Consider the following 20,477-nt stretch of genomic DNA (forward strand, 5'->3'; position numbering starts at 1 on the left):
GCGGCGGTCAGGCAAATATCATCGACGACAGCTTGCGCCGCCCGGACAGAACGATCGGGTCCTGCGGTTTCAACGCGTCGAAGATCGTGAACAGCTGCGCCTTGGCCGCGCCGTCGTTCCACTCGCGGTCGCGGCGGAAAAGCTCCAGCAGTTCGTCCACCGCGCCCTGCACGTCGCCGCCCGCGTAAAGCGCCTTGGCCAGATCGAAGCGCGCCTGGTGATCAGCCGGATCCGCTTCCACGGCGGCGCGCAACTCGGCCACCGGCCCCGCCTCCGCCGCCTGGCGCGCAAGGTCAAGCTGGGCGCGGGCGGCTTCGATCTCAGGCTTGCCCGCAAGCTCGGGCGGCGTGTTGTTCAGCAGCGCCTCCGCCTGGTCGAGTTCACCCAGCGCGATATGCGCGCGCGCCAGCCCGCCCAGGGCCGCCGCGTTCGCCGGGTCCTCGCCAAGGATCGCGGCGAAAGTCTGCGCGGCATCGACAACCGCGCCCTCGCCCAGCATCTCTTCGGCCGCGGCCAGCGCCTCGGCCAGGCCGTCGCCGCCCGCTTCACCGCCCGCAGCCTGGATCACGCGGTCCACGAAGGCCTTCACTTCCGACCCGGACAGGGCGCCCTGGAAGCCGTCCACCGGCTGGCCCTGCCAGAACGCGTAGACCGTGGGGATCGACTGGATACGAAGCTGCCCCGCGATCCCCTGGTTCTGGTCCACGTCCAGCTTGACCATCTTCACCGCGCCCTTGGCCGCGGTGACCGCCGCTTCCAGCGCCGGGCCAAGCGTCTTGCACGGGCCGCACCAGGGCGCCCAGAAATCGACGATCACCGGCACCGTCTGGCTTGCCTCGATGACATCGGCCATGAAGGTGGCTTCGGAGCCGTCCTTGATCAGGTCGCCCGCTCCCGCCGCGGGCTGGGTCGGGTTTGCGCCAAGGTTCAGCATCGGTATGTCCCCGTCTGGTGTGATACACCGCTTATATGAGGGAGCGGCGGCAAAAGGCCAAGGGGCGGCTCACAGATCGAAGCTGGCAAACACCGGCGCATGGTCGCTGGGGCCATCCCAGCCGCGCGCAGCGCGCAGTACCCGGCTGCCGCCCGCCCCCGACGCAAGATCGGGCGTCGCCCAGATGTGGTCCAGCCGGCGGCCCTTGTCGGCGGCGGACCAGTCCTTCGCGCGATAGGACCACCACGAATACAGTGGCCCCTCGGGAATATCGGCGCGCGTGACATCGACCCAGCCGCCGGCCTGCTGCGCGTCCGACAGATGCGCCACCTCGATCGGGGTGTGGCTGACCACCTTGAGAAGCTGCTTGTGCGACCACACGTCGTCCTCGCGCGGGGCGATGTTCAGATCGCCCACCAGCACTGACCGCTCCGGGCGCTCTGCCCGGAACCAGTCCCGCAATTCGGTCAGGAAATCCAGTTTGTGACCGAACTTGTCGTTCACGTCGCGGTCGGGCACGTCGCCGCCCGCCGGGATGTAAAGGTTGTGGATCAGCGTGCCATCCTCCAGCCGCGCCGCCACATGACGCGCATCGCCCCGGCCGACGAAATCGCGGTGCCCGGCATCCTCCAGCGGGCGCTTCGACAGGATCGCGACGCCGTTGTATCCCTTCTGCCCGCGCGCAACCATGTGGCCATACCCAAGCGCGGCGAAGCCTTCGGTCGGGATCTTCTCCACCGGACTCTTGCATTCCTGCAGGCACAGGATGTCCGGGGCCTCCTCGCGCAGCAGGCGCTGTACCAGCGCCTCGCGCAGGCGGACGGAATTGATGTTCCAGGTGGCAAGCGTCAGGGTCATGCGGTGGGCCTTCTCGTTGCTGCGCCGCCTACCTAGCGCCGCGACGCACGGCGCGAAAGCCCCCGACGCGTTCGTCGTTCCACCTGCAGCAGCCCGCCGCGTTGCAAATCTGCATCACCTGCGCGCCCGCGGCACCGCCGCACCTTCCCGGCCCCTCGCCGGACTGGAGCGCGCGCCCCGGATCGTCTAACGCACGAAACGGAAACGAGGTGCCAACCGTGAACCGGCTAAAGCGCCGCTGGCGTGATCTTGAAATCAGGATGCAGAAAAGCCGCCGCGTCCAGAACGCGCTCAGGAAGCTGTTCTCGGCCTATGTGAACTTCACCTTCCGCACCATCCGCTGGGAACGTATCGGCTTCGAAAGCTACGAGGCGGACATCGCGCGCGGCATCCCTCGGGTGCTGTGCTGCTGGCACGAACGGCTGTTCTTCACCCCCTACCTGCGCGACTGGTCCGACCACAAGCTGACGGTAATGGCCAGCCAGCACGCCGACGCGCGCATCGCCAGCGCGAACCTTGTCGAACGCGGGATCGGGCTGATCGAACTTGCCACGTCCGGCGACAATTCCGCCGCGCTGAAGGAGGCGGTGAAAACCGTGCGCGCAGGCAACTCGCTCGGCATCACGGTGGACGGCCCGTTCGGCCCGCCGCGCGTCGCCAAGCGCGGGGCACTCGTGATCGCGGGCCTCGCGGGCGTTCAGGCCGCGCCCTGCAGCTATGCGGTCAGCCGCAGCATCCGCCTGAAGACATGGGACGGCTTCGTCGTGCCACTGCCCTGGTCACGCGGCGTGCTCGCGGTCGGCGACGGGTTCATGCCGGAAAAGCGCATGAGTGAGGCGGAATTCGACGCGGCCTGTACGCGTCTCTCCGGTCTGATCGACGACTTGACAGCGGCCTGCGAGGCGCGGCTGCGGGAACGCTGACCCCGAAAGCTCGGTCCGGCAACTGTACCGCCCGTCCTGTGAGGCTTCTCCCGGCCCAAAAGGTTTCCCTTGCGTTACAGCACTGTGTACAAAGGTTAACCTGTCACACGGGAGGGTTTCGAAATGCGAAAGCCCTTATCGCCGCCGCCGCGGCATTTGTTCTTTCCGGGCCAGCCTCGGCGCTTGTCGTCGTATCGGGCCACCTCAACATCACCAACCCGCTTGACGGGTCCAGCGCCGCCCCGACCAGCACGTCCAACCAGGCTCTCTTCCAGAACATGCTCGGCGGCGGTTCCCGTGTCCTGATCCAGGGCAGCGTGGCAACTCTAAGCCGAAACACGGCCCAGGTGACCATGGTCCAGTTCTTCGATGGTCTCGCCGGCGTGTCTGCGACGCTCGAAACGGTCCCGACAACGGTGACCGCTTCCAGTCTCGCCGGGATCGACCTTTACATTTCGGCCCGGTCGAGCGGTTTCTCGGCGTCGGAAGCCGCAGCCCTTTCGGCCTTCGAAACGAACGGCGGCGCGCTGCTGATCCTCGGCGAGAACTCGGGCGTCGGGGGCAGCTTCAACAGCATCGCCAATGACCTGCTGACTGCACTCGGCAGCGGCATGCGGCTGGGCAGCGCTTCGATCGGCTCGGGCTTCCTGACGACACCGGAAGTCGCATCCGCCCCCTGACATCGGGCGTCACGTGATTGGTTTACGGGGCGACGAATTCGGTCTTGGGCGGAATGCCGCTTGTCAGCGTGAACGGCAGGTAAATGATCGCCTACGAGGGATCGATCACACCGGCAATCCCGTTACCGGCACCCGCGGCGCTGCTCGCCACGGCGCTTGGCGGCATCGCGCTGACGCGTTTGCGCCGCACCTGACGAAAACCTGACAGCAGCGCTGCACAGTCCAGCCGAAGCCGGAGCGTCGTTCTTTGCGGCAATCCGCGCGATACCCTTGCACATAAACAAAAAAGGCCCCCGCCAAGGCGGGGGCCAGTCCAACAGGGAGGTGCACCATAACCCCGGTGCGCGGGATACCTTCAATCTGCAACGATCGTGCCACATGCATGGCGGGCGGGCAATGCGACCTTACGGTAAGGTCAGGAAACCCCGCATCCGCCATCTGGCCGGTCAGTTGACCAATCGATAGCCGCCGCTTTCCGTCACCAGAAGGCGCGCATTGGACGGGTCGGGTTCGATCTTCTGCCGCAGCCGGTAGATATGCGTCTCCAGCGTGTGGGTGGTCACGCCGGCATTGTAGCCCCACACCTCGTGCAGCAGCACGTCCCGCGCCACGACCCCTTCGGTCGCACGGTAAAGGAATTTCAGAATGTTGGTTTCCTTCTCGGTCAGACGGATCTTGCGGTCATCCTCGTCGATCAGCATCTTCATCGACGGCTTGAACGTGTAGGGTCCAAGCTGGAAAACGGCATCTTCGCTCTGTTCGTGCTGGCGCAGTTGCGCGCGGATGCGGGCCAGCAGCACCGGGAACTTGAACGGCTTGGTGACATAGTCGTTCGCGCCCGCGTCCAGCCCGAGGATCGTGTCGCTGTCGCTGTCATGGCCGGTCAGCATCAGTACCGGGCACTTCACGCCCTGCTTGCGCATCAGGCGGCACAGTTCGCGCCCATCGGTGTCGGGCAGGCCCACGTCGAGGATCACGAGGTCATAGGCCGCCTCCTTGGCGCGCTTCATGCCCTCGGCACCGTTGCCCGCCTCGAACACGTCGAACTCCTCGGTCATCACCAGTTGTTCCGACAGGGCCTCGCGCAGGTCCTCATCGTCATCCACCAGCAGGATTCTCTTCAACTGGGCCATCGCGTCCGCTCCATCACTTCCAACCTCATGTCTGTGATCAAGTTGCGCTTGCCGGAACCGTCCGACAAGATATGTGGCAACTGTCTCACGCGGACGTGTGAAGCCGCGAGAGATGTTACAGAAAAGGGGCCGCACAGGGCGGTCGGCGCGAAAGGACGGTCCGGCGTGACGCTGCAACCCAACACGATCGAACTGATGGCCCGGGCCCGCGCGGACCTGCGCATGGGGCTCGGCGTCGTTCTGGTCGGCCCGGATGGCGGCGCGCTGGTGTTCTCCGCCGAGACGCTGACCGCAGCCCGGCTCGCCGCCGCACGGACGCTGGGCGCGCCGGTTGTCGCGCTGACCGCGCGCCGGGCCGAGACGCTGAAGGCCCGCGCCTATGACGGCGACGTGGCGCGCGTGTTGCTGCCCGCCGATGCCGGGCTGGGCTGGGTGACCGCGCTGGCCGATCCGGCGGGCGATCTCGCCACGCCGATGAAGGGCCCGCTGGCCAGCGAACGCGGCGGGGATGCCGGACTGCATCGCGCCGCGATCCGGCTCTGCAAGGCCGCGCGCCTGCTGCCCGCGGCGCTTGTGGTGCGGGTGCCCGACGCCGCGGGGCTGGCTCACGGGTCCGGGCTGACGCTGCTGCCCGCCCCCGAGGTCGAACGCCTGTCGCTGGCCGCCAGCCCGCTGAACGGCGTGATCGATGCACGCCTGCCGATGGAGGTGTCCGACGCCGGCCGCCTGCACGTCTTCCGCCCCGAGAACGGCGGCGAGGAACATTACGCCATCGAGGTCGGCGAGCCGGACCGCGCCGCGCCCGTGTTGGCGCGCCTGCATTCCGCCTGCTTCACCGGCGACGTCATGGGCTCGCTGAAATGCGACTGCGGCCCGCAGTTGCGCGGCGCACTGGCGCAGATGGGCGCCGAGGGCGCGGGCGTGCTGCTGTATCTCAACCAGGAGGGGCGCGGCATCGGGCTGGCCAACAAGATGCGCGCCTATTCGCTCCAGGACCAGGGCTTCGACACGGTGGAGGCGAACCACCGCCTCGGCTTCGAGGACGACGAGCGGGACTTCCGCATCGGCGCCGCGCTGCTGCGGAGGCTCGGCTTCAGCCGCGCAAGGCTGCTGACCAACAACCCGCGCAAGGTGGCCATGCTCGACCGCAACGGGATCGAGGTCGTGGAACGCGTGCCGCTCCGGGTCGGGCGCGGCGCGCACAACACCGCCTATCTCGACACGAAGGCCGCGAAATCCGGCCACCTGCTGTGATACGCCCAACCGACATCGTCGTCACGCGCCAGGGCGCGCGCTTCCTGAACCGACGCCTGCCCTGCGTCATCGGGCGCGGCGGGCTGACCCACGACAAGCATGAAGGCGACGGCGCGACCCCGGTGGGCACCCACCGCATCGTCGGGCTGCTCTACCGGCCCGACCGTCTGGCGCGCCCGGCGGACTGGGCGCTGCCGATCGGCCCGTCCGACCTGTGGTCGGACGACCCGAAGGACCCAGACCACTATAACCTGATGGTCCGCGCGCCCTATGCCCGCAGCCACGAAAGGCTGCGCCGCGCCGACCCGCTTTATGACACGGTTCTGATCACCGACTGGAACTGGCCGCGCGCCGAAGCCGGGCGCGGATCTGCGATCTTCATTCACCAGTGGCGCGGGCCGCACCGCCCCACGGAAGGCTGCATCGCGTTTTCGCGCGATGACCTGCGCTGGCTGATTCCGCGCATCCGGCTCGACACACGGGTCGTCATCCGGGACTGACCGGCGCGCACCGCTTTCAGCCGTAATCGCGCGCCCCGAAGATCGCCGATCCGACGCGCACATGCGTCGCGCCCAGCGCGACCGCCTGCTCGAAATCATCGCTCATGCCCATCGACAGGCCGGAAAGCCCGTTGCGCTCAGCGATCTTGCGCAGCAGCCCGAAATGCAGGCTTGGCGCCTCGTCCACCGGCGGGATGCACATCAGCCCGGCCAGCGGCAGATCCATCGCCCGGCAGGAGGCGACGAACGCGTCCGCAACGTCAGGCATCACACCGGCCTTCTGCGGTTCCTCGCCTGTATTGACCTGCACGAACAGCTCGGGGCACGCCCCGCGCGCCTGCGCGAGGTCCGCCAGCTTCCGCGCAAGCTTCTCGCGGTCGAGCGAATGGATCGCACCGAACAATTCCACCGCCGCCTTGGCCTTGTTGGTTTGAAGCGGCCCCAGCAGATGGACCGACACCCCGTCGAACCGCCCCATCAGCTCAGGCCACTTGCCCTGCGCTTCCTGCACCTTGTTCTCGCCGAACAGGCGGTGCCCGGCCTCCAGCACCGACACGACGCGTTCAAGCGGCTGCACCTTGGACACGGCGATCAGTTGCACCGATCCAGCGGGGCGGTCGGCCTCCGCCTCCGCCGCCGCGATGCGCGCCTTGATCTCGTCCAGTCCCATGTTCCGCCTCCCGCTCTGCTGCGCCGGGTTCAACCATGCCCCCGCACAAAAGAAAAGAGCGGGCCGAAGCCCGCTCTTTCCGTTCAACCGTGATCGCTGGGATCAGAAGTCGATCGACACACCGAAGTCTGCAACGGTCAGAGCGTTCGCTGCCCGGTCGCTGTCTGCCTGTGCGACGCCGGCTTCCAGAGCCAGGCCACCGCCGAGGTCGTAGGCAACGCCCAGACCGTAGGCTTCAAAGTCGTTGTCCGGGGTGCCGGCAACTTTGAAGTCGGTGGTGACGGCACGGTAGAAGGCCGAAACCGATGCTGCGCCGAAGGCTGCCGCTGCGGACACACCGTACTGGTCGAAGGTGTCGACGGTGGTGCCATCGACGTCGATCTGGCCGTACACGCCCTTCAGGGTCACGTTGGCGAAGGTCACCGATGCGGCGCCGATGATCTGCGATGCGCCGTTCGGTGCGGTCGCGGTGATCGCGGTGCTGCCGGTGGAGCCCAGAGCGTCGATGTCGAACAGCGTGACGGTCGCGCCATCAGCAACATCTTCGTAGGCCAGGCCAACCGAGAACAGGTCGGTCGCGTAGCTTGCACCGATGTTGTAGCCCGAGTCGTCAGACAGGCCGAGCGACAGGGTCAGACCGGAGATCGCGTAGTCGTAACGAGCAACCGGGCCTGCGGGCTGTGCGCCAGCGCCGATCAGGAAGATGTTCTCGTTGAAGTCGCCGAGGCCCGAGAGGCCAACGCCTGCGAGGTCGCCGATCACGTTCTCTGCCGCGCCGTCGATGTCACCCATGGTCAGGGTGCCGAAGTCGCCCGAGATGAAGATCGAGTTGTCCCAGCCACGTGCACCCTGCGATGCGCCGAGGTCGTCGAAGTCGCCCGCTGCGCCGAAGGTCAGGCCGCTGTCCGAGGTGCCCGACGCTTTGAAGTCGACGTCGAGGTCATAGACGAAGCTGTAGTTCGAGAAGTTGTTGCCCGAACCGGCCGGAACCTGATCGGCCGAGGTGTCGGTCGTTGCGAAGATCGGGTTGCCGTTGTCGCCGTATGCGACACCCATGTAGCCGTCGCCGCCGATGACGACTTCTGCCGATGCGAAGCCTGCCGACACGATCAGAGCGGTCGAGGCAAGGAGAATCTTTTTCATGTGGTTTCCCTCGTAGGATTTAAGGTGATCCTCAAGCGGGCCACCCCGTTTGAGTTGCAGCCTAATTCCACCGTTCGGTCGGGCAAAACAAGCATTGCGGAAAACCTGTGGCATCGACGGCTTAAAATTGGTGCAGGTTTGCCACAGTCCTGTCTGGCGGGTCGCGCCCCTCAGCCTGCGGGCCGCGCGGCGCCCGGTGCAGCGCAGCCTCCGTCTCCATACTCGCCCCTGCCCTGGCGCCCCGCACCCGCCGCGCCGCGCCTTGCGCTTGTCCGCGCGCGCCGTGCAGGCTAGGGATTGCGGCGAACCGTCAGGGAAAGACAGACATGACACGACCCAAGCCCGCAAGGCTCGCCGCCGTGACCGCCGTGACCGCCACCGCGCTGGCCCTTTCTGGCTGTGGCGGCGTGCCCGCCAGCGACAGCACGATCCCGGCCGAGGCCGAAACGGGCTCCTCTCTGTTCGATCTGTTCGACAACCGGGACGATCCCAACGTCACGCTGGAAGTGAACCGCTACATCTGGACCGCCGCGCAGGATGTGCTGTCCTTCCTGCCGCTGGAACGCGCCGATCCTTTCACCGGACTGCTGGTCTACGGCTACGGCACGCCGCCGGGCGGCGGGCGCGCCTATCGCGCAACCGTGTTCGTGCGCGACCCGTCGCTCGATGCCCGCGCGTTGAACGTCTCGCTCGCCACGCGCAGCGGACCCGCCGCCGCCGAAACCACCCGCGCGGTCGAGGACGCGATCCTGACCCGCGCCAGGCAATTGCGCCTCGCCGACGGACAACTCTGACCGCACCGCCCGGCGCCCGATGGCGGCGCCGGAGTCCTACGGGATTCATATGAGATTCATATTGGATTCCGACACGATCCCGACACGCCCGACCACACAGGAAACCCGCCCATGTCCCGCTACGACCCCGCCGCCATCGAAGCCAAATGGCAACAGCACTGGGACACCGAAGAGGTCTTCAAGGCCAAGGCCGACCCGGCCCGCCCCAAGTACTATGTGCTTGAAATGTTTCCCTATCCTTCGGGCAACCTGCACATGGGCCACGTGCGCAACTACGCGATGGGCGACGTGGTGGCGCGCTACAAGGCGGCCTGCGGGTTCAACGTGCTGCACCCGATGGGCTGGGATGCTTTCGGCCTGCCCGCCGAAAACGCCGCGATGGAACGAAAAATCCACCCCGGATCATGGACTTACGCCAATATCGCCAACATGAAGGCGCAGTTTCGCAGCCTCGGTCTGTCGCTCGACTGGTCCCGCGAATTCGCCACCTGCGATCCCGAATATTACGGCCAGCAGCAGGCCTTGTTCCTTGATTTCCTTGAGAAAGGTCTGGTCTACCGCAAGGCCGCCGTGGTCAACTGGGATCCAGTGGACATGACCGTGCTGGCCAACGAACAGGTCGAGGACGGCCGCGGCTGGCGCTCGGGCGCGCTGGTGGAACGGCGCGAACTGACCCAGTGGTTCTTCCGGATTTCCGATTTTTCCCAAGAACTTCTGTCCGCTCTGGACGGACTCGAGAACTGGCCCGACAAGGTCCGCACGATGCAGGCGAACTGGATCGGCCAGAGCCGCGGCCTGCGCTTCGGTTTCGCGCTCGAAACTCCCGCGCACGACCATGACCGGATCGAGGTGTTCACCACCCGCCCGGACACTCTGATGGGCGCGTCCTTCGTCGGCCTGTCGCCGGACCATCCGCTGACCAAGGCGCTGGAGAAGGACAACCCCGACCTCGCCGCCTTCTGCGCCGACTGCCGCCGCACCGGCACGTCCGAAGAAGCGCTTGAAAAAGCCGAGAAACGCGGGATGGACACCGGCCTGCGCGTGCGTCACCCGCTGAACCCGGATTGGCACCTGCCGGTCTGGATCGCCAATTTCATCCTGATGGACTACGGCACCGGCGCGATCTTCGCCTGCCCCGCCCACGACCAGCGCGACCTTGATTTCGCGCGGAAATACGACCTGCCGGTGACAGCGACCTTCGAGGCGCTGACCGACCCTCAGCCGATCGCCGACACCGCGCTGGTGCTGCCAAAATCCGAAAAGGTCCGCTGGATCAACCACTTTACCGGCCTGACGGAAGCAACGGGCGACGAGGCGATCGCCGCCACGATCGCCAAGGCCGAGACCGAAGGCTGGGGCACCGGCGTCACGCAGTACCGCCTGCGCGACTGGGGCCTGTCGCGGCAACGCTACTGGGGCTGTCCGATCCCCGTGGTGCATTGCGATTCGTGCGGAGTGGTGCCCGAGAAGAAGGAAAACCTGCCGGTCAAGCTGCCGGAAGAGGTGAGCTTCGACCGTCCCGGCAATCCGCTCGACCGGCACGACGCGTGGCGCAACGTGCCCTGCCCGGCCTGCGGCGCGCCCGCAAAGCGTGAGACGGACACGATGGATACCTTCGTCGACTCGTCATGGTATTTCGCGCGATTCACCTCGCCCGGCGCGGCCACGCCCACCGACCGGGCCGAGGCGGACTACTGGATGAACGTGGACCAGTATATCGGCGGGGTGGAGCACGCGATCCTGCACCTGCTGTATTCGCGATTCTTCGCCCGCGCGATGGCGATCTGCGGGCACTTGCCGGGCACGGCGGCGGAACCCTTCGACGCGCTGTTCACGCAGGGAATGGTGACGCACGAGATCTACCAGACCCGCGATGCGCAGGGGCGCCCGGTATATCATCTGCCTTCCGACGTGACCGATGGCAGGCTTGCCGACGGGACGGCAGTGGAAACAGTCCCTTCCGCCAAGATGTCCAAGTCCAAGAAGAACGTGGTCGATCCGGTGGGAATCGTGAACCGCTTCGGCGCCGATACCGCGCGCTGGTTCATGCTGTCCGACAGCCCGCCCGAACGCGACGTGGAGTGGACCGACGCAGGGGCCGAAGCCGCCCACAAGCACCTCGCCCGCGTCTGGCGCATGGCATCCGAACTGGCCCCGAGCCTGCCACAGGCGGGCGAGAGCAGCGCGGAGGCGGCCCCGAAAGGGGTCTCCGATGCGGCGCTGGCCCGGCTGGCGGCGCGCACGATCCACGACGTGACGCAGGGCATCGAAGGCTTCGCCTTCAACACCTCGGTGGCCAAGCTCTATGCGTTCACCGCCGCGATCCAGAAATCGGCCGCCCCCGCCAGCGACCGCGCCGCCGCGCTGCGCATCCTCGCCCGCCTGATGGCGCCGATGACCCCGCATCTCGCCGAAGAGGTCTGGACGATGCTGGGCGGCACCGGCCTGTTGGCCCGCCTGCCCTGGCCCGAGGCCGACCCGGCTCTGCTGGTGGACGACACCGTGACCCTGCCCATTCAGGTCAACGGCAAGCGCCGGTCGGAACTGACGGTCGCGAAGGATATGCCGAAGGCCGAGATCGAGAAGCTCGCGCTTGCCGATGTCGCCGTGCAGAAGGCGCTGGCAGGCGGTGCGCCGAAAAAGCTGATCGTGGTGCCGGGCCGCATCGTCAATGTCGTGGTCTGACCCGCAGACCCCGCGCGTCTCGCGCTCCGGTCGGCCTGCGCGTCGTGGCCGACGCGCCCTTCTGGTCGGCCTCGTCAGCTTTGCGGCAGCGTCTCTTGCGGGCTGCGGCTTTACCCCGGTCTACGCGCCCGGCAGCACAGGCGCCGCGCTCGACGGCACTGTGGAGGTGGTACAATCCGGCGGCAGCCTCGGGTTTACGCTGACCGAGGCGCTTCAGGACCGGCTGGGCGCGCCCGGCAGCAATGCCCGCTACCGGCTGACAACGGTGCTGGGTGTCACATCCGAACGGGTCGCGATCACCACGGCGCAGTCCACCAACCGGTTCAACCTGATCGGCACCGTGGCCTACACTCTGGCCGACGCAGCGACGGGCCAGCCCGCCGCCACCGGCCGGGTGGACGGGTTCAATAGCTATTCCGCCATCGGCACAGCGCTTGCCACCGGTGCCGCCGAGGAAGACGCCTATGAACGCCTGATGGTCATCCTCGCGGACAAGATCGTTGCGGACTTGCTTGTGGCACCGGAGCTCGCGCGGTGAAGCTGTCGGCCCGCGATGCCGCGGCGTTCTTCGGCAAGCCGGATCCGGGCCGCGCCGGCATCCTGATCTACGGCCCGGACCCGATGCGCTGCGCGCTGCGCCGCGAGCAGGTCATCGCAGCACTGATCGGCCCCGACGGGCCCGCCGAAATGCGCCTGACCCGGCTTGCGCCGCAGGACCTGCGCGGCGATCCGGCCGCGCTGTCCGACGCGGTGCGCGCGCAGGGTTTCTTCCCCGGGCCGCGCGTCGTCTTCGTCGAAGAAGCGACCGAGGCCGCCGCGAAACCCGCTGCCGCGGTTCTGGACGACTGGCAGCCCGGCGATGCGCAGCTTGTCCTGACGGCCGGAAACCTGACCAAGGGCAACGCGCTGCGCAAGCTGTTCGAGGGGCACCGCAACGCGGTCGCCGCCGCCGTTTATGCGGACCCGCCCAGCCGGGCCGAGATCGAGGCGGTGATCGCCCGCATCGGGCTCCGCGACCTGCCTGCCCCGGCGCTGGCCGACCTGACCGCGCTGGCGCAGACGCTCGATCCCGGCGATTTCGCCCGCACGGTCGAGAAGCTCGCGCTTTACAAGCTGGACGACCCCGAACCGGTCAGTGCGGACGACATCGCCGCCGTGGCCCCACTTTCGGTGGAGGCGGAACTGGACGAGATGCTGAACGCTGTGGCCGAAGGCCGCCCGGACCAGCTTGGCCCGACGTTGAACCGGCTGCAGGCGCAGGGCATCGCGCCGGTGACGATGGCGATCGGCGCGACCCGGCATTTCCGCACGCTGCACGCCATCGCGTCCCATCCCGGCGGACCTTCACAGGGCATAGGTGTGCTGAGACCGCCGGTTTACGGCCCGCGCCGGGACCGGATGCAGCGGCAGGCCGGGCAATGGGGGCGCGCCCGGCTGGAGGACGCGCTGGCAACCCTGCTGGACACCGACCTCGCACTGCGGTCCGGCGGGGCGACAGCACCGCAGGGCGCGATGATCGAACGCGCGCTGATGCGTCTGAGTTTCCTCGCCCGGCGCTGACGCCGGGCCCCGCCACCGTCCCGTGCTGTCCCGGCGCCATTGCGCGCGGCGCCGCTGCCGACCCCGCCGCACACGGTGTCAGGTCAGCGTGTTGGCGAAGAAGTTCAGCGTCCGGTCCCAGGCCAGCATCGCCGCCGCCTCGTCGTAGCGGGGGGTCGTGTCGTTGTGGAACCCGTGGTTCACATCCGGGTAGAAATGAACGCTGAACTGCTTCTGGTTGGACTTCAGCGCGTCGGAATAGGCATCCCAACCCGCGTTGATCCGTTCGTCCAGCCCGGCATAGTGGATCATCAGCGGCGCCTCGATCGATGGGACGTCCTCGGCCGACGGTTGACGCCCGTAGAACGGCACCGAGGCGGCGAGGTCGGGATACGCCACCGCGAGCGCATTGCAGACCCCGCCGCCGTAACAAAAACCCACCGCGCCGACGCGCCCGGTGCTGCCCGGATGGTCGCGCAGGTGTTCGAAGGCGGCGAAGAAATCCTCCATAAGCCTTGCGCCGTCGAGGCTTCGCTGCATTTCGCGGCCCTCCTCGTCGGTGCCGGGATAGCCGCCCAGCGGGCTGAGCCCGTCGGGCCCGAAGGCGAGATAACCGGCCTTTGCCGCGCGGCGCACCACATCCTCGATATAGGGGTTGAGGCCCCGGTTCTCGTGCACGACCAGCACGGCCGGCAGCGGCCCGTCGGCGCCTGCGGGCCGGGCCATCAGGCCGCGGATCGTGCCGTGCCCGTCCGGGCTTTCATAGCTTTCGATCGAAGTTTCGATCGCCGGGTCATCGGGGGCCACCTGCTGCGCGAACGCGTAGTTCGGCGAAAGCTGGTCGAGGATCATGGCGCCTGTCACCCCCGCGGCGGCGTATTTGCCGGCCTGCGAGATGAACTCCCGCTTGGTCATTCGGCCATGCACGTAGCCGTCGAAAATCTCGAGAATCCGGGGATCGAAATCGCTGGCCTTGCGCCGCGTGGGAATGGTCATGTCGCGCTCCGTTTCAAGTCGATGGGGGAAGGGTAGCACGCGGGTCCGGCGCGGCCGTTGACAAAACCGTGCAAGCGCCTGGCGAAGGGAGCGGCGGGATCCGGTGCGGCCCGGCTGCCCGCGCTCGCCCGCCGCCGCGTGGCAAACAGTGCGCCCGTCGCTGGCCAGTCGGGCCTGCACACGCGGCACGGCTGGTCAGCACGGGCGGTCTTTGGCATAGAGACGGCGGAGGGCCACTTGCTTGCGCGCCGCCGTCTTCTGATTTCCGTTTTCCGGCCCGGCCCTGTCGGGTTCCCAAACCCGAGGTTCCCATGACCCGCATCGTCGAGACGTTGTCCGAGATTTCCGCCGAGTATGACGCCGTCTTCTGCGATCTCTGGGGATGCCTGCACAATGGCGTGGCAGTATTCCCCGACGCGGTCCGCGCGCTTCAGAAGTTCCGGCGAGACGGGGGAAAGGTCATGCTTCTGACCAACGCGCCGCGACCGCGCGGACAGGTGGCAGAGCAGCTCGACATGCTGGGCGCGCCGCGTGACTGCTGGGACGACATCGTCACCTCGGGCGACAGCGCACAGGCGGCGCTGCTGCGCGGCATCGTCGGCAAGAAGGTCTTTCACCTCGGTCCGGAGCGCGACCTGACCTTCTTCACCGATCTCGCGGACGACCTGCCCGAACCGGACTTCACGCTCGTGCCGCTGGACGAGGCCGAGGGCATCGCCTGCACCGGCCTGCTGGACGATTCCACCGAGACGCCGGACGACTACAGGGCGCAGCTTCTGCTGGCCAAGACCAAGGGACTGAAGCTGCTCTGCGCCAACCCGGACATCGTCGTGGACAAGGGCGACACGCGGATCTACTGCGCGGGGGCGCTAGCACAGCTTTACACCGAGATGGGCGGCGAGAGCCTCTATTTTGGCAAGCCGCACCCGCCGATCTACGATCTGGCGCGCCGCCGGCTTGCCGCGCTTGCCCCGGTACAGGACGCCCGCATCCTTGCCATCGGGGACGGGCCGGGCACCGACCTTGCCGGCGCGATGGGTGAGGATCTGGATTTCCTGTTCGTTACCGGCGGGCTTGTGGCCGAGCAGACCGGCACGCGTACACAACCGGAACCCGCGCGCCTTGACGCCTACCTGAAGCAAGAACGCCTTGCCGCGCGCTATTCCATCGGCCACCTGCGGTGAGAGGCCGCGTGGCTGGCGCAGCAGCCACGCAATAATGATGCGCGACCAATCTGGGGAGGGAACGAAAATGAGCGAAGACAAGATAGGCACGGTCTTTCTGGAGGACCTTGAAGTGGGCATGTCCCGCAGCCTGACAAAGGTGATCGACGATACGACGGTGCGGGCCTTCGCGGAGGTCAGCGAGGATCGCAATCCGATCCATCTGGACGACATGGCCGGAGCGGCGTCAATCTTCGGGCAGCGCATCGCACACGGGATGCTGGTGGGCAGCCTGTTCTCTGCATTGCTGGGCGAACGCCTGCCCGGTCACGGGACGATCTATCTTGGCCAGAACCTGAAATTTCTCGCCCCGGTTCCGCTGGGTGCCGAGGTGACGGCAACCGTAACGGTCGCCGAGATCATCGCCGAGAAGAAGCGCGTATCGTTCCAGTGCGAAGCGCGGATCGGCGAAAAGATCGTGGTGCGCGGCGACGCGACGGTGTTGGCACCGACCCGGGGATAGGATACGCCACCGCCGATGCGGAGCTTCACACGCCATACCGACCTGCCGGACGACGCCCGCGGTGCCAGTGCCGCTATCGGCAATTTCGACGGCGTGCACCTGGGCCACCTGGCGGTGATCGGTTTGGCGCGCGAGGCCGCCACGCGGCTGGGCGCGCCTCTGGGGGTGGTCACCTTCGACCCGCACCCACGCGAATTCTTCCGCCCCGACACCCCGGCCTTCCGGCTGATGACGCCGGGAGCCAAGGCACACCGGCTGGACAAGATCGGCGTTGACCTGCTTTTTTCGCTGCCCTTCGACGCAGCCTTGTCGCAGTTGAGCGCCGTAGCCTTCGCGCGCGACGTGGTGGCGCAGGGCCTCGGGCTCGCGCACGTGGTCGTGGGGGCCGATTTCTGCTTCGGCAAAGGGCGGCTTGGCACGGCGGACGATCTGGTGCGCTTTGGCGCTGAACTCGGCTTCGGAGTGACGGTAGCGGACCTGCAGAGTTTCGAAACCGGCGATCCTGTGTCCTCAACACGCATACGCGCCGCGCTGAGCGCCGGGCGCCCCCGCGACGCGGCCGCGATGCTGGGGCACTGGCACAGGATCGAAGGGCCTGTCCTGCACGGCGAGAAGCGCGGGCGAACGCTCGGCTATCCAACCGCGAACATGTCGCTGGACGGGCTGCACCCGCCGGCCTTCGGGGTCTATGCCGTGCTGGTCGACGTGCTGGAGGGGCCGCATCGCGGCAGCTATCACGGGGTGGCTTCTCTTGGCGTGCGGCCCATGTTCGGTGTGAACACCGCGAACCTTGAAACATTCCTGTTCGATTTCGGCGGCGATCTCTACGGCGCGCCCGTGTCGGTGGCACTGGTCGACTTCCTGCGCCCAGAGATGACATTCGACGGAGTGGACGGGTTGATCGCGCAGATGGACCGTGACAGCACCCGCGCACGCGAGATACTCGCGGCGCTGTGAGGCGCCGGAGCGGGAGGGCGATGATGGCAGATGATCCGATCGACCGGGACGGCCTGCGCCCGCGCTTCTGGGAACGATTCCCACTGCACAAACTGACCGAACGCGAGTGGGAAGCGCTGTGCGACGGCTGCGGCAAGTGTTGCCTGAACAAACTGGAGGACGCCGATACCGGTGAGGTGTTCTTCACCCGGGTCGCCTGCCGTCTTCTGGACGACGAGACCTGCCGGTGCGGTCAGTACGAGACGCGGCGCCAGTTCGTGCCGGAATGCGTTGTGCTGAAGCCATCCACGCTGCACGAGGTCGCCTACTGGCTGCCGAGGACCTGCGCCTACAAACTTCTGCACGAGGGCCGCAAGCTTTATGCGTGGCATCCACTGCTGTCGGGCACGCCGGACAGTGTCCACGACGCGGGTGTGTCTGTGCAGGGCTGGACGGTGCCGGAATACGAGGTGCCGGAAGAAGACTGGGAAGACCATATCATCGAGGACCAGTGATGCAGTTCGCGTCCGACAATACCGGCCCCGTGCACCCGCGCGTGATGGCCGCGTTGGCCGAGGCCAACGAAGGCTATGCCGCGCCCTATGGCGCTGACCCGCTGATGGATGCCGTGCGCGCCCGCATCCGCGCACTGTTCGAGGCACCGGAGGCCGCGGTGCACCTCGTGGCGACGGGCACGGCGGCCAATGCGCTGATTCTGGGATGCCTGTCGCAGCCCTGGCAGACGGTGTTCTGCGCCCGGCACGCCCATATCCAGGAGGACGAGTGCGGCGCGCCCGAATTCTACACCGGCGGCGCAAAGCTGACGCTGGTGGACGGCGCGGGCGGCAAGATGGACCCGGACGCGTTGCGCGCGACGATCGGCGCCGAACAGTCGCGTGGCGTGCACGGGGTGCAGCGCGGGCCGGTGTCGATCACGCAGGCGACCGAAGCGGGCACGGTGTACAGCCTTGACGAACTGCACGCGCTGACCGGCGTGGCGCGCGACTTCGGCCTGCCGGTCCACATGGACGGGGCACGCTTCGCCAATGCGCTGGTGCGGCTGGGCTGCACCCCGGCCGAGATGACGTGGAAGGTCGGCATCGACGCGCTGAGCTTCGGCGGCACCAAGAACGGGCTGATGGGCGTGGAGGCCGTCGTGCTGTTCGATCCCGAGAAGGCGTGGGAGTTCGAACTGCGCCGCAAACGCGCAGCACACCTTTTTTCCAAGCATCGATATCTGTCCGCGCAGATGCACGCCTATCTTGCGGACGATCTGTGGCTGGAGCTTGCCGCGCGGGCCAACGGCGCCGCAGACCGGCTGGCCGCGGCGCTGCTTGGACGCGGGATTCTTCCCGACCACGCAGTGCAGGCGAACATGTTGTTCGCGCACTGGCCCCGCGTGATCCACCAGCGGCTGCATGCGGCCGGTGCAAGCTATTATCTGTGGTCTGGCACGCTGGATGGCGACGACCCCGACGCGCCGCTGACCGCGCGACTTGTCTGCGACTGGTCCACGCCCGAAGACGCGATTGACGGGTTCGCCGCGCTGTTCGACTCGGATGCCTGACATTTTCGCCGCACCCGGTGCTTGACGCCCGCTGCGCGCATGGCTATCTGCCATCTCGTTAGCACTCGACCGACTGAGTGATAACGAGGGAGAAACACTGAGCTAAGGAGTCTCAGAAGATGGCATTCAAACCGCTTCACGATCGTGTTCTGGTCCGCCGCGTCGAATCCGACGAGAAAACAAAGGGCGGTCTGATCATCCCCGACAGCGCCAAGGAAAAGCCGGCCGAAGGCATCGTCATCGCGTGCGGCGAAGGCGCCCGCAAGGACAGCGGCGAGCTGATCGAGATGGCTGTCAGCGCAGGTGACAAGGTTCTCTTCGGCAAGTGGTCCGGCACCGAGGTCACGGTCGACGGCGAAGAGCTGCTGATCATGAAGGAAAGCGACATCCTCGGTGTGATCACCGACGATGCAGCGGCGGCCGCAGCCTGACTACCGGCGCGCGTCATACCCTTTCCTAAACCAAAAATTTAAGGAGCACATCACATGTCCGCCAAGGAAGTGAAATTCGACATCGACGCCCGGAACCGGATGCTCAAGGGCGTCAACATCCTGGCCGATGCCGTCAAGGTGACGCTCGGCCCGAAGGGCCGTAACGTCGTCATCGACAAGTCGTTCGGCTCGCCGCGCATCACCAAGGACGGTGTCAGCGTCGCCAAGGAAATCGAACTGGAAGACAAGTTCGAGAACATGGGCGCCCAGATGGTCAAAGAAGTGGCCAACCGCACCAATGACGAAGCGGGCGACGGCACCACGACCGCGACCGTTCTGGCCCAGGCCATCGTCAAGGAAGGCATGAAGGCGGTTGCCGCCGGCATGAACCCGATGGACCTGAAGCGCGGCATCGATCTGGCCACGCTGAAAGTCGTCGACGCGATCAAGGCCGCCGCACGTGACGTGACCGGCACCGAGGAAGTCGCCCAGGTCGGCACCATCTCGGCGAACGGCGAAGCCGAAATCGGTCGTCAGATCGCGGACGCGATGCAGAAGGTCGGCAATGACGGCGTCATCACCGTCGAGGAAAACCGCGGCACCGTGACCGAGACCGACGTTGTCGAAGGCATGCAGTTCGACCGTGGCTACCTGAGCCCCTACTTCGTCACCAACTCGGACAAGATGATCGCCGAGCTGGATGACTGCCTGATCCTGCTGCACGAGAAGAAGCTGTCCTCGCTCCAGCCGATGGTTCCGCTGCTCGAGTCGGTGATCCAGTCGCAGAAGCCGCTGCTGATCATCGCTGAAGACGTTGAAGGCGAAGCGCTGGCGACCCTCGTCGTCAACAAGCTGCGTGGCGGTCTGAAGATCGCAGCCGTGAAGGCACCGGGCTTCGGCGACCGCCGCAAGGCGATGCTGCAGGACATCGCGATCCTGACCGGCGGTCAGGTCATCAGCGAAGACCTCGGCATGAAGCTCGAGAATGTCACGATGGACATGCTCGGCTCGGCCAAGAAAGTGTCGATCACCAAGGACGAGACGACCATCGTCGATGGTGCAGGCGAGAAGGCTGAAATCGAAGCCCGCGTCAGCCAGGTGCGTCAGCAGATCGAGGAAACCACCTCGGACTACGACCGCGAGAAGCTGCAGGAACGTGTTGCCAAGCTGGCCGGCGGTGTCGCCGTGATCCGCGTCGGCGGCATGACCGAAACCGAGGTGAAAGAGCGTAAGGACCGCGTCGATGACGCGCTGAACGCAACCCGTGCCGCGGTTCAGGAAGGCATCGTCGTCGGCGGTGGCGTCGCTCTCGTACAGGCCGGCAAGGTTCTCGAAGGTCTGACCGGCGCGAACTCCGACCAGAACGCTGGCATCGCGATCATCCGCAAGGCGCTGGAAGCACCGCTGCGCCAGATCGCCGAGAACGCGGGCGTCGACGGCGCCGTCGTGGCCGGCAAGATCCGCGAAAGCAACGACGCGGCCTTCGGCTTCAACGCGCAGACCGAAGAATATGGCGACATGTTCAGCTACGGCGTGATCGACCCCGCGAAGGTCGTTCGCACCGCTCTGGAAGATGCATCCTCGGTCGCAGGCCTGCTGATCACCACCGAAGCGATGGTGGCCGACAAGCCGTCGAAGGAAGGCGCGAATGCCGGTGGCGGCATGCCCGACATGGGCGGCATGGGCGGCATGATGTAATCATCGCCCGTGACTTCGGTCACACAGATCAGGGGGTCGCCTTCGGGCGG

21 protein-coding genes are annotated in these 20,477 nt (G+C 66.8%); 15 read left to right on the forward strand and 6 right to left on the reverse strand.

Features of this window, described 5'->3' with window-relative positions:
* Positions 1-7: 7 nt before the first annotated feature.
* Complete coding sequence (locus DKT77_RS14780; protein WP_109812439.1) at positions 8-934, reverse strand: thioredoxin family protein; 927 nt, start codon at positions 932-934, stop codon at positions 8-10.
* Between the two features lie 69 nt (positions 935-1,003).
* Entirely contained in the window at positions 1,004-1,792 is a 789-nt protein-coding gene (locus tag DKT77_RS14785) for an exodeoxyribonuclease III (protein ID WP_109812440.1), read from the reverse strand.
* Positions 1,793-2,010: 218 nt separating this feature from the next.
* Between DKT77_RS14785 and DKT77_RS14790 the strand changes: the two genes are divergently transcribed.
* Both DKT77_RS14790 and DKT77_RS14795 read left to right on the forward strand, forming a co-directional pair.
* Positions 2,011-2,715 carry a lysophospholipid acyltransferase family protein gene (locus DKT77_RS14790; protein WP_238547921.1) on the forward strand — a complete coding sequence of 235 codons (705 nt, stop codon included), beginning with the start codon at positions 2,011-2,013 and terminating at the stop codon, positions 2,713-2,715.
* 353 nt (positions 2,716-3,068) lie between these two features.
* Positions 3,069-3,395, forward strand: coding sequence for a hypothetical protein (locus DKT77_RS14795; protein WP_146205015.1), 327 nt, complete (start codon positions 3,069-3,071; stop codon positions 3,393-3,395).
* Positions 3,396-3,841: 446 nt separating this feature from the next.
* On the opposite strand, the gene DKT77_RS14800 is transcribed toward DKT77_RS14795, so the two are convergent.
* Complete coding sequence (locus DKT77_RS14800) at positions 3,842-4,528, reverse strand: response regulator transcription factor (RefSeq protein WP_109812443.1); 687 nt, start codon at positions 4,526-4,528, stop codon at positions 3,842-3,844.
* A 165-nt stretch (positions 4,529-4,693) separates the two neighbouring features.
* Between DKT77_RS14800 and ribA the strand changes: the two genes are divergently transcribed.
* Both ribA and DKT77_RS14810 read left to right on the forward strand, forming a co-directional pair.
* Positions 4,694-5,782 carry a GTP cyclohydrolase II gene (gene ribA, locus DKT77_RS14805; RefSeq protein WP_109812444.1) on the forward strand — a complete coding sequence of 363 codons (1,089 nt, stop codon included), beginning with the start codon at positions 4,694-4,696 and terminating at the stop codon, positions 5,780-5,782.
* Positions 5,782-6,282: a L,D-transpeptidase family protein gene (locus DKT77_RS14810; protein WP_109812512.1), complete on the forward strand. Its 501-nt coding sequence runs from the start codon at positions 5,782-5,784 to the stop codon at positions 6,280-6,282. Before ribA ends, DKT77_RS14810 begins: the two co-directional genes overlap by 1 nt.
* Positions 6,283-6,298: 16 nt before the next feature.
* Here DKT77_RS14810 and DKT77_RS14815 read toward each other — a convergent pair whose 3' ends face one another.
* Both DKT77_RS14815 and DKT77_RS14820 read right to left on the reverse strand, forming a co-directional pair.
* Entirely contained in the window at positions 6,299-6,952 is a 654-nt protein-coding gene (locus DKT77_RS14815; protein WP_109812445.1) for a YggS family pyridoxal phosphate-dependent enzyme, read from the reverse strand.
* Positions 6,953-7,054: 102 nt separating this feature from the next.
* Entirely contained in the window at positions 7,055-8,095 is a 1,041-nt protein-coding gene (locus tag DKT77_RS14820) for a porin (RefSeq protein ID WP_238547922.1), read from the reverse strand.
* A 326-nt stretch (positions 8,096-8,421) separates the two neighbouring features.
* On the opposite strand from DKT77_RS14820, the gene DKT77_RS14825 reads away from it, so the two are divergent.
* The 4 genes from DKT77_RS14825 (at position 8,422) to holA (ending at position 13,134) form a co-directional block, all read left to right on the forward strand.
* Complete coding sequence (locus DKT77_RS14825) at positions 8,422-8,889, forward strand: DUF3576 domain-containing protein (RefSeq protein ID WP_109812447.1); 468 nt, start codon at positions 8,422-8,424, stop codon at positions 8,887-8,889.
* 111 nt (positions 8,890-9,000) lie between these two features.
* Positions 9,001-11,574: a leucine--tRNA ligase gene (gene leuS, locus DKT77_RS14830; protein WP_109812448.1), complete on the forward strand. Its 2,574-nt coding sequence runs from the start codon at positions 9,001-9,003 to the stop codon at positions 11,572-11,574.
* Positions 11,561-12,112, forward strand: a complete 552-nt coding sequence (gene lptE, locus DKT77_RS14835) for an LPS assembly lipoprotein LptE (protein ID WP_109812449.1) — start codon at positions 11,561-11,563, stop codon at positions 12,110-12,112. Before leuS ends, lptE begins: the two co-directional genes overlap by 14 nt.
* Complete coding sequence (holA, locus tag DKT77_RS14840; protein WP_109812450.1) at positions 12,109-13,134, forward strand: DNA polymerase III subunit delta; 1,026 nt, start codon at positions 12,109-12,111, stop codon at positions 13,132-13,134. The genes lptE and holA overlap by 4 nt, the downstream gene beginning before the upstream one ends.
* 78 nt (positions 13,135-13,212) lie before the next feature.
* Here holA and yghX read toward each other — a convergent pair whose 3' ends face one another.
* Positions 13,213-14,109, reverse strand: a complete 897-nt coding sequence (gene yghX / locus DKT77_RS14845; RefSeq protein WP_238547923.1) for a YghX family hydrolase — start codon at positions 14,107-14,109, stop codon at positions 13,213-13,215.
* A gap of 311 nt (positions 14,110-14,420) precedes the next feature.
* Between yghX and DKT77_RS14850 the strand changes: the two genes are divergently transcribed.
* From DKT77_RS14850 to groL, 7 genes are all read left to right on the forward strand, one after another.
* Positions 14,421-15,293, forward strand: a complete 873-nt coding sequence (locus DKT77_RS14850) for a TIGR01459 family HAD-type hydrolase (RefSeq protein ID WP_109812451.1) — start codon at positions 14,421-14,423, stop codon at positions 15,291-15,293.
* A 67-nt stretch (positions 15,294-15,360) separates the two neighbouring features.
* Positions 15,361-15,795 (forward strand): MaoC family dehydratase, encoded by a 435-nt coding sequence (locus tag DKT77_RS14855; protein ID WP_109812452.1) that lies wholly within the window; start codon positions 15,361-15,363, stop codon positions 15,793-15,795.
* 15 nt (positions 15,796-15,810) lie between these two features.
* Positions 15,811-16,752, forward strand: a complete 942-nt coding sequence (locus tag DKT77_RS14860; protein ID WP_109812453.1) for a bifunctional riboflavin kinase/FAD synthetase — start codon at positions 15,811-15,813, stop codon at positions 16,750-16,752.
* 23 nt (positions 16,753-16,775) lie between these two features.
* Positions 16,776-17,246, forward strand: coding sequence for a YcgN family cysteine cluster protein (locus tag DKT77_RS14865; protein WP_109812514.1), 471 nt, complete (start codon positions 16,776-16,778; stop codon positions 17,244-17,246).
* On the forward strand, positions 17,246-18,298 hold the full coding sequence (locus DKT77_RS14870) for a threonine aldolase family protein (protein WP_109812454.1): 1,053 nt from the start codon (positions 17,246-17,248) through the stop codon (positions 18,296-18,298). The genes DKT77_RS14865 and DKT77_RS14870 overlap by 1 nt, the downstream gene beginning before the upstream one ends.
* A gap of 119 nt (positions 18,299-18,417) precedes the next feature.
* Positions 18,418-18,729, forward strand: a complete 312-nt coding sequence (locus DKT77_RS14875) for a co-chaperone GroES (protein WP_109812455.1) — start codon at positions 18,418-18,420, stop codon at positions 18,727-18,729.
* Between the two features lie 54 nt (positions 18,730-18,783).
* Positions 18,784-20,427 carry a chaperonin GroEL gene (gene groL, locus DKT77_RS14880; protein ID WP_109812456.1) on the forward strand — a complete coding sequence of 548 codons (1,644 nt, stop codon included), beginning with the start codon at positions 18,784-18,786 and terminating at the stop codon, positions 20,425-20,427.
* Positions 20,428-20,477: the final 50 nt, after the last annotated feature.

Origin of the sequence: Meridianimarinicoccus roseus, from assembly GCF_003172915.1 — a bacterium.
Classification (GTDB): domain Bacteria; phylum Pseudomonadota; class Alphaproteobacteria; order Rhodobacterales; family Rhodobacteraceae; genus Meridianimarinicoccus; species Meridianimarinicoccus roseus.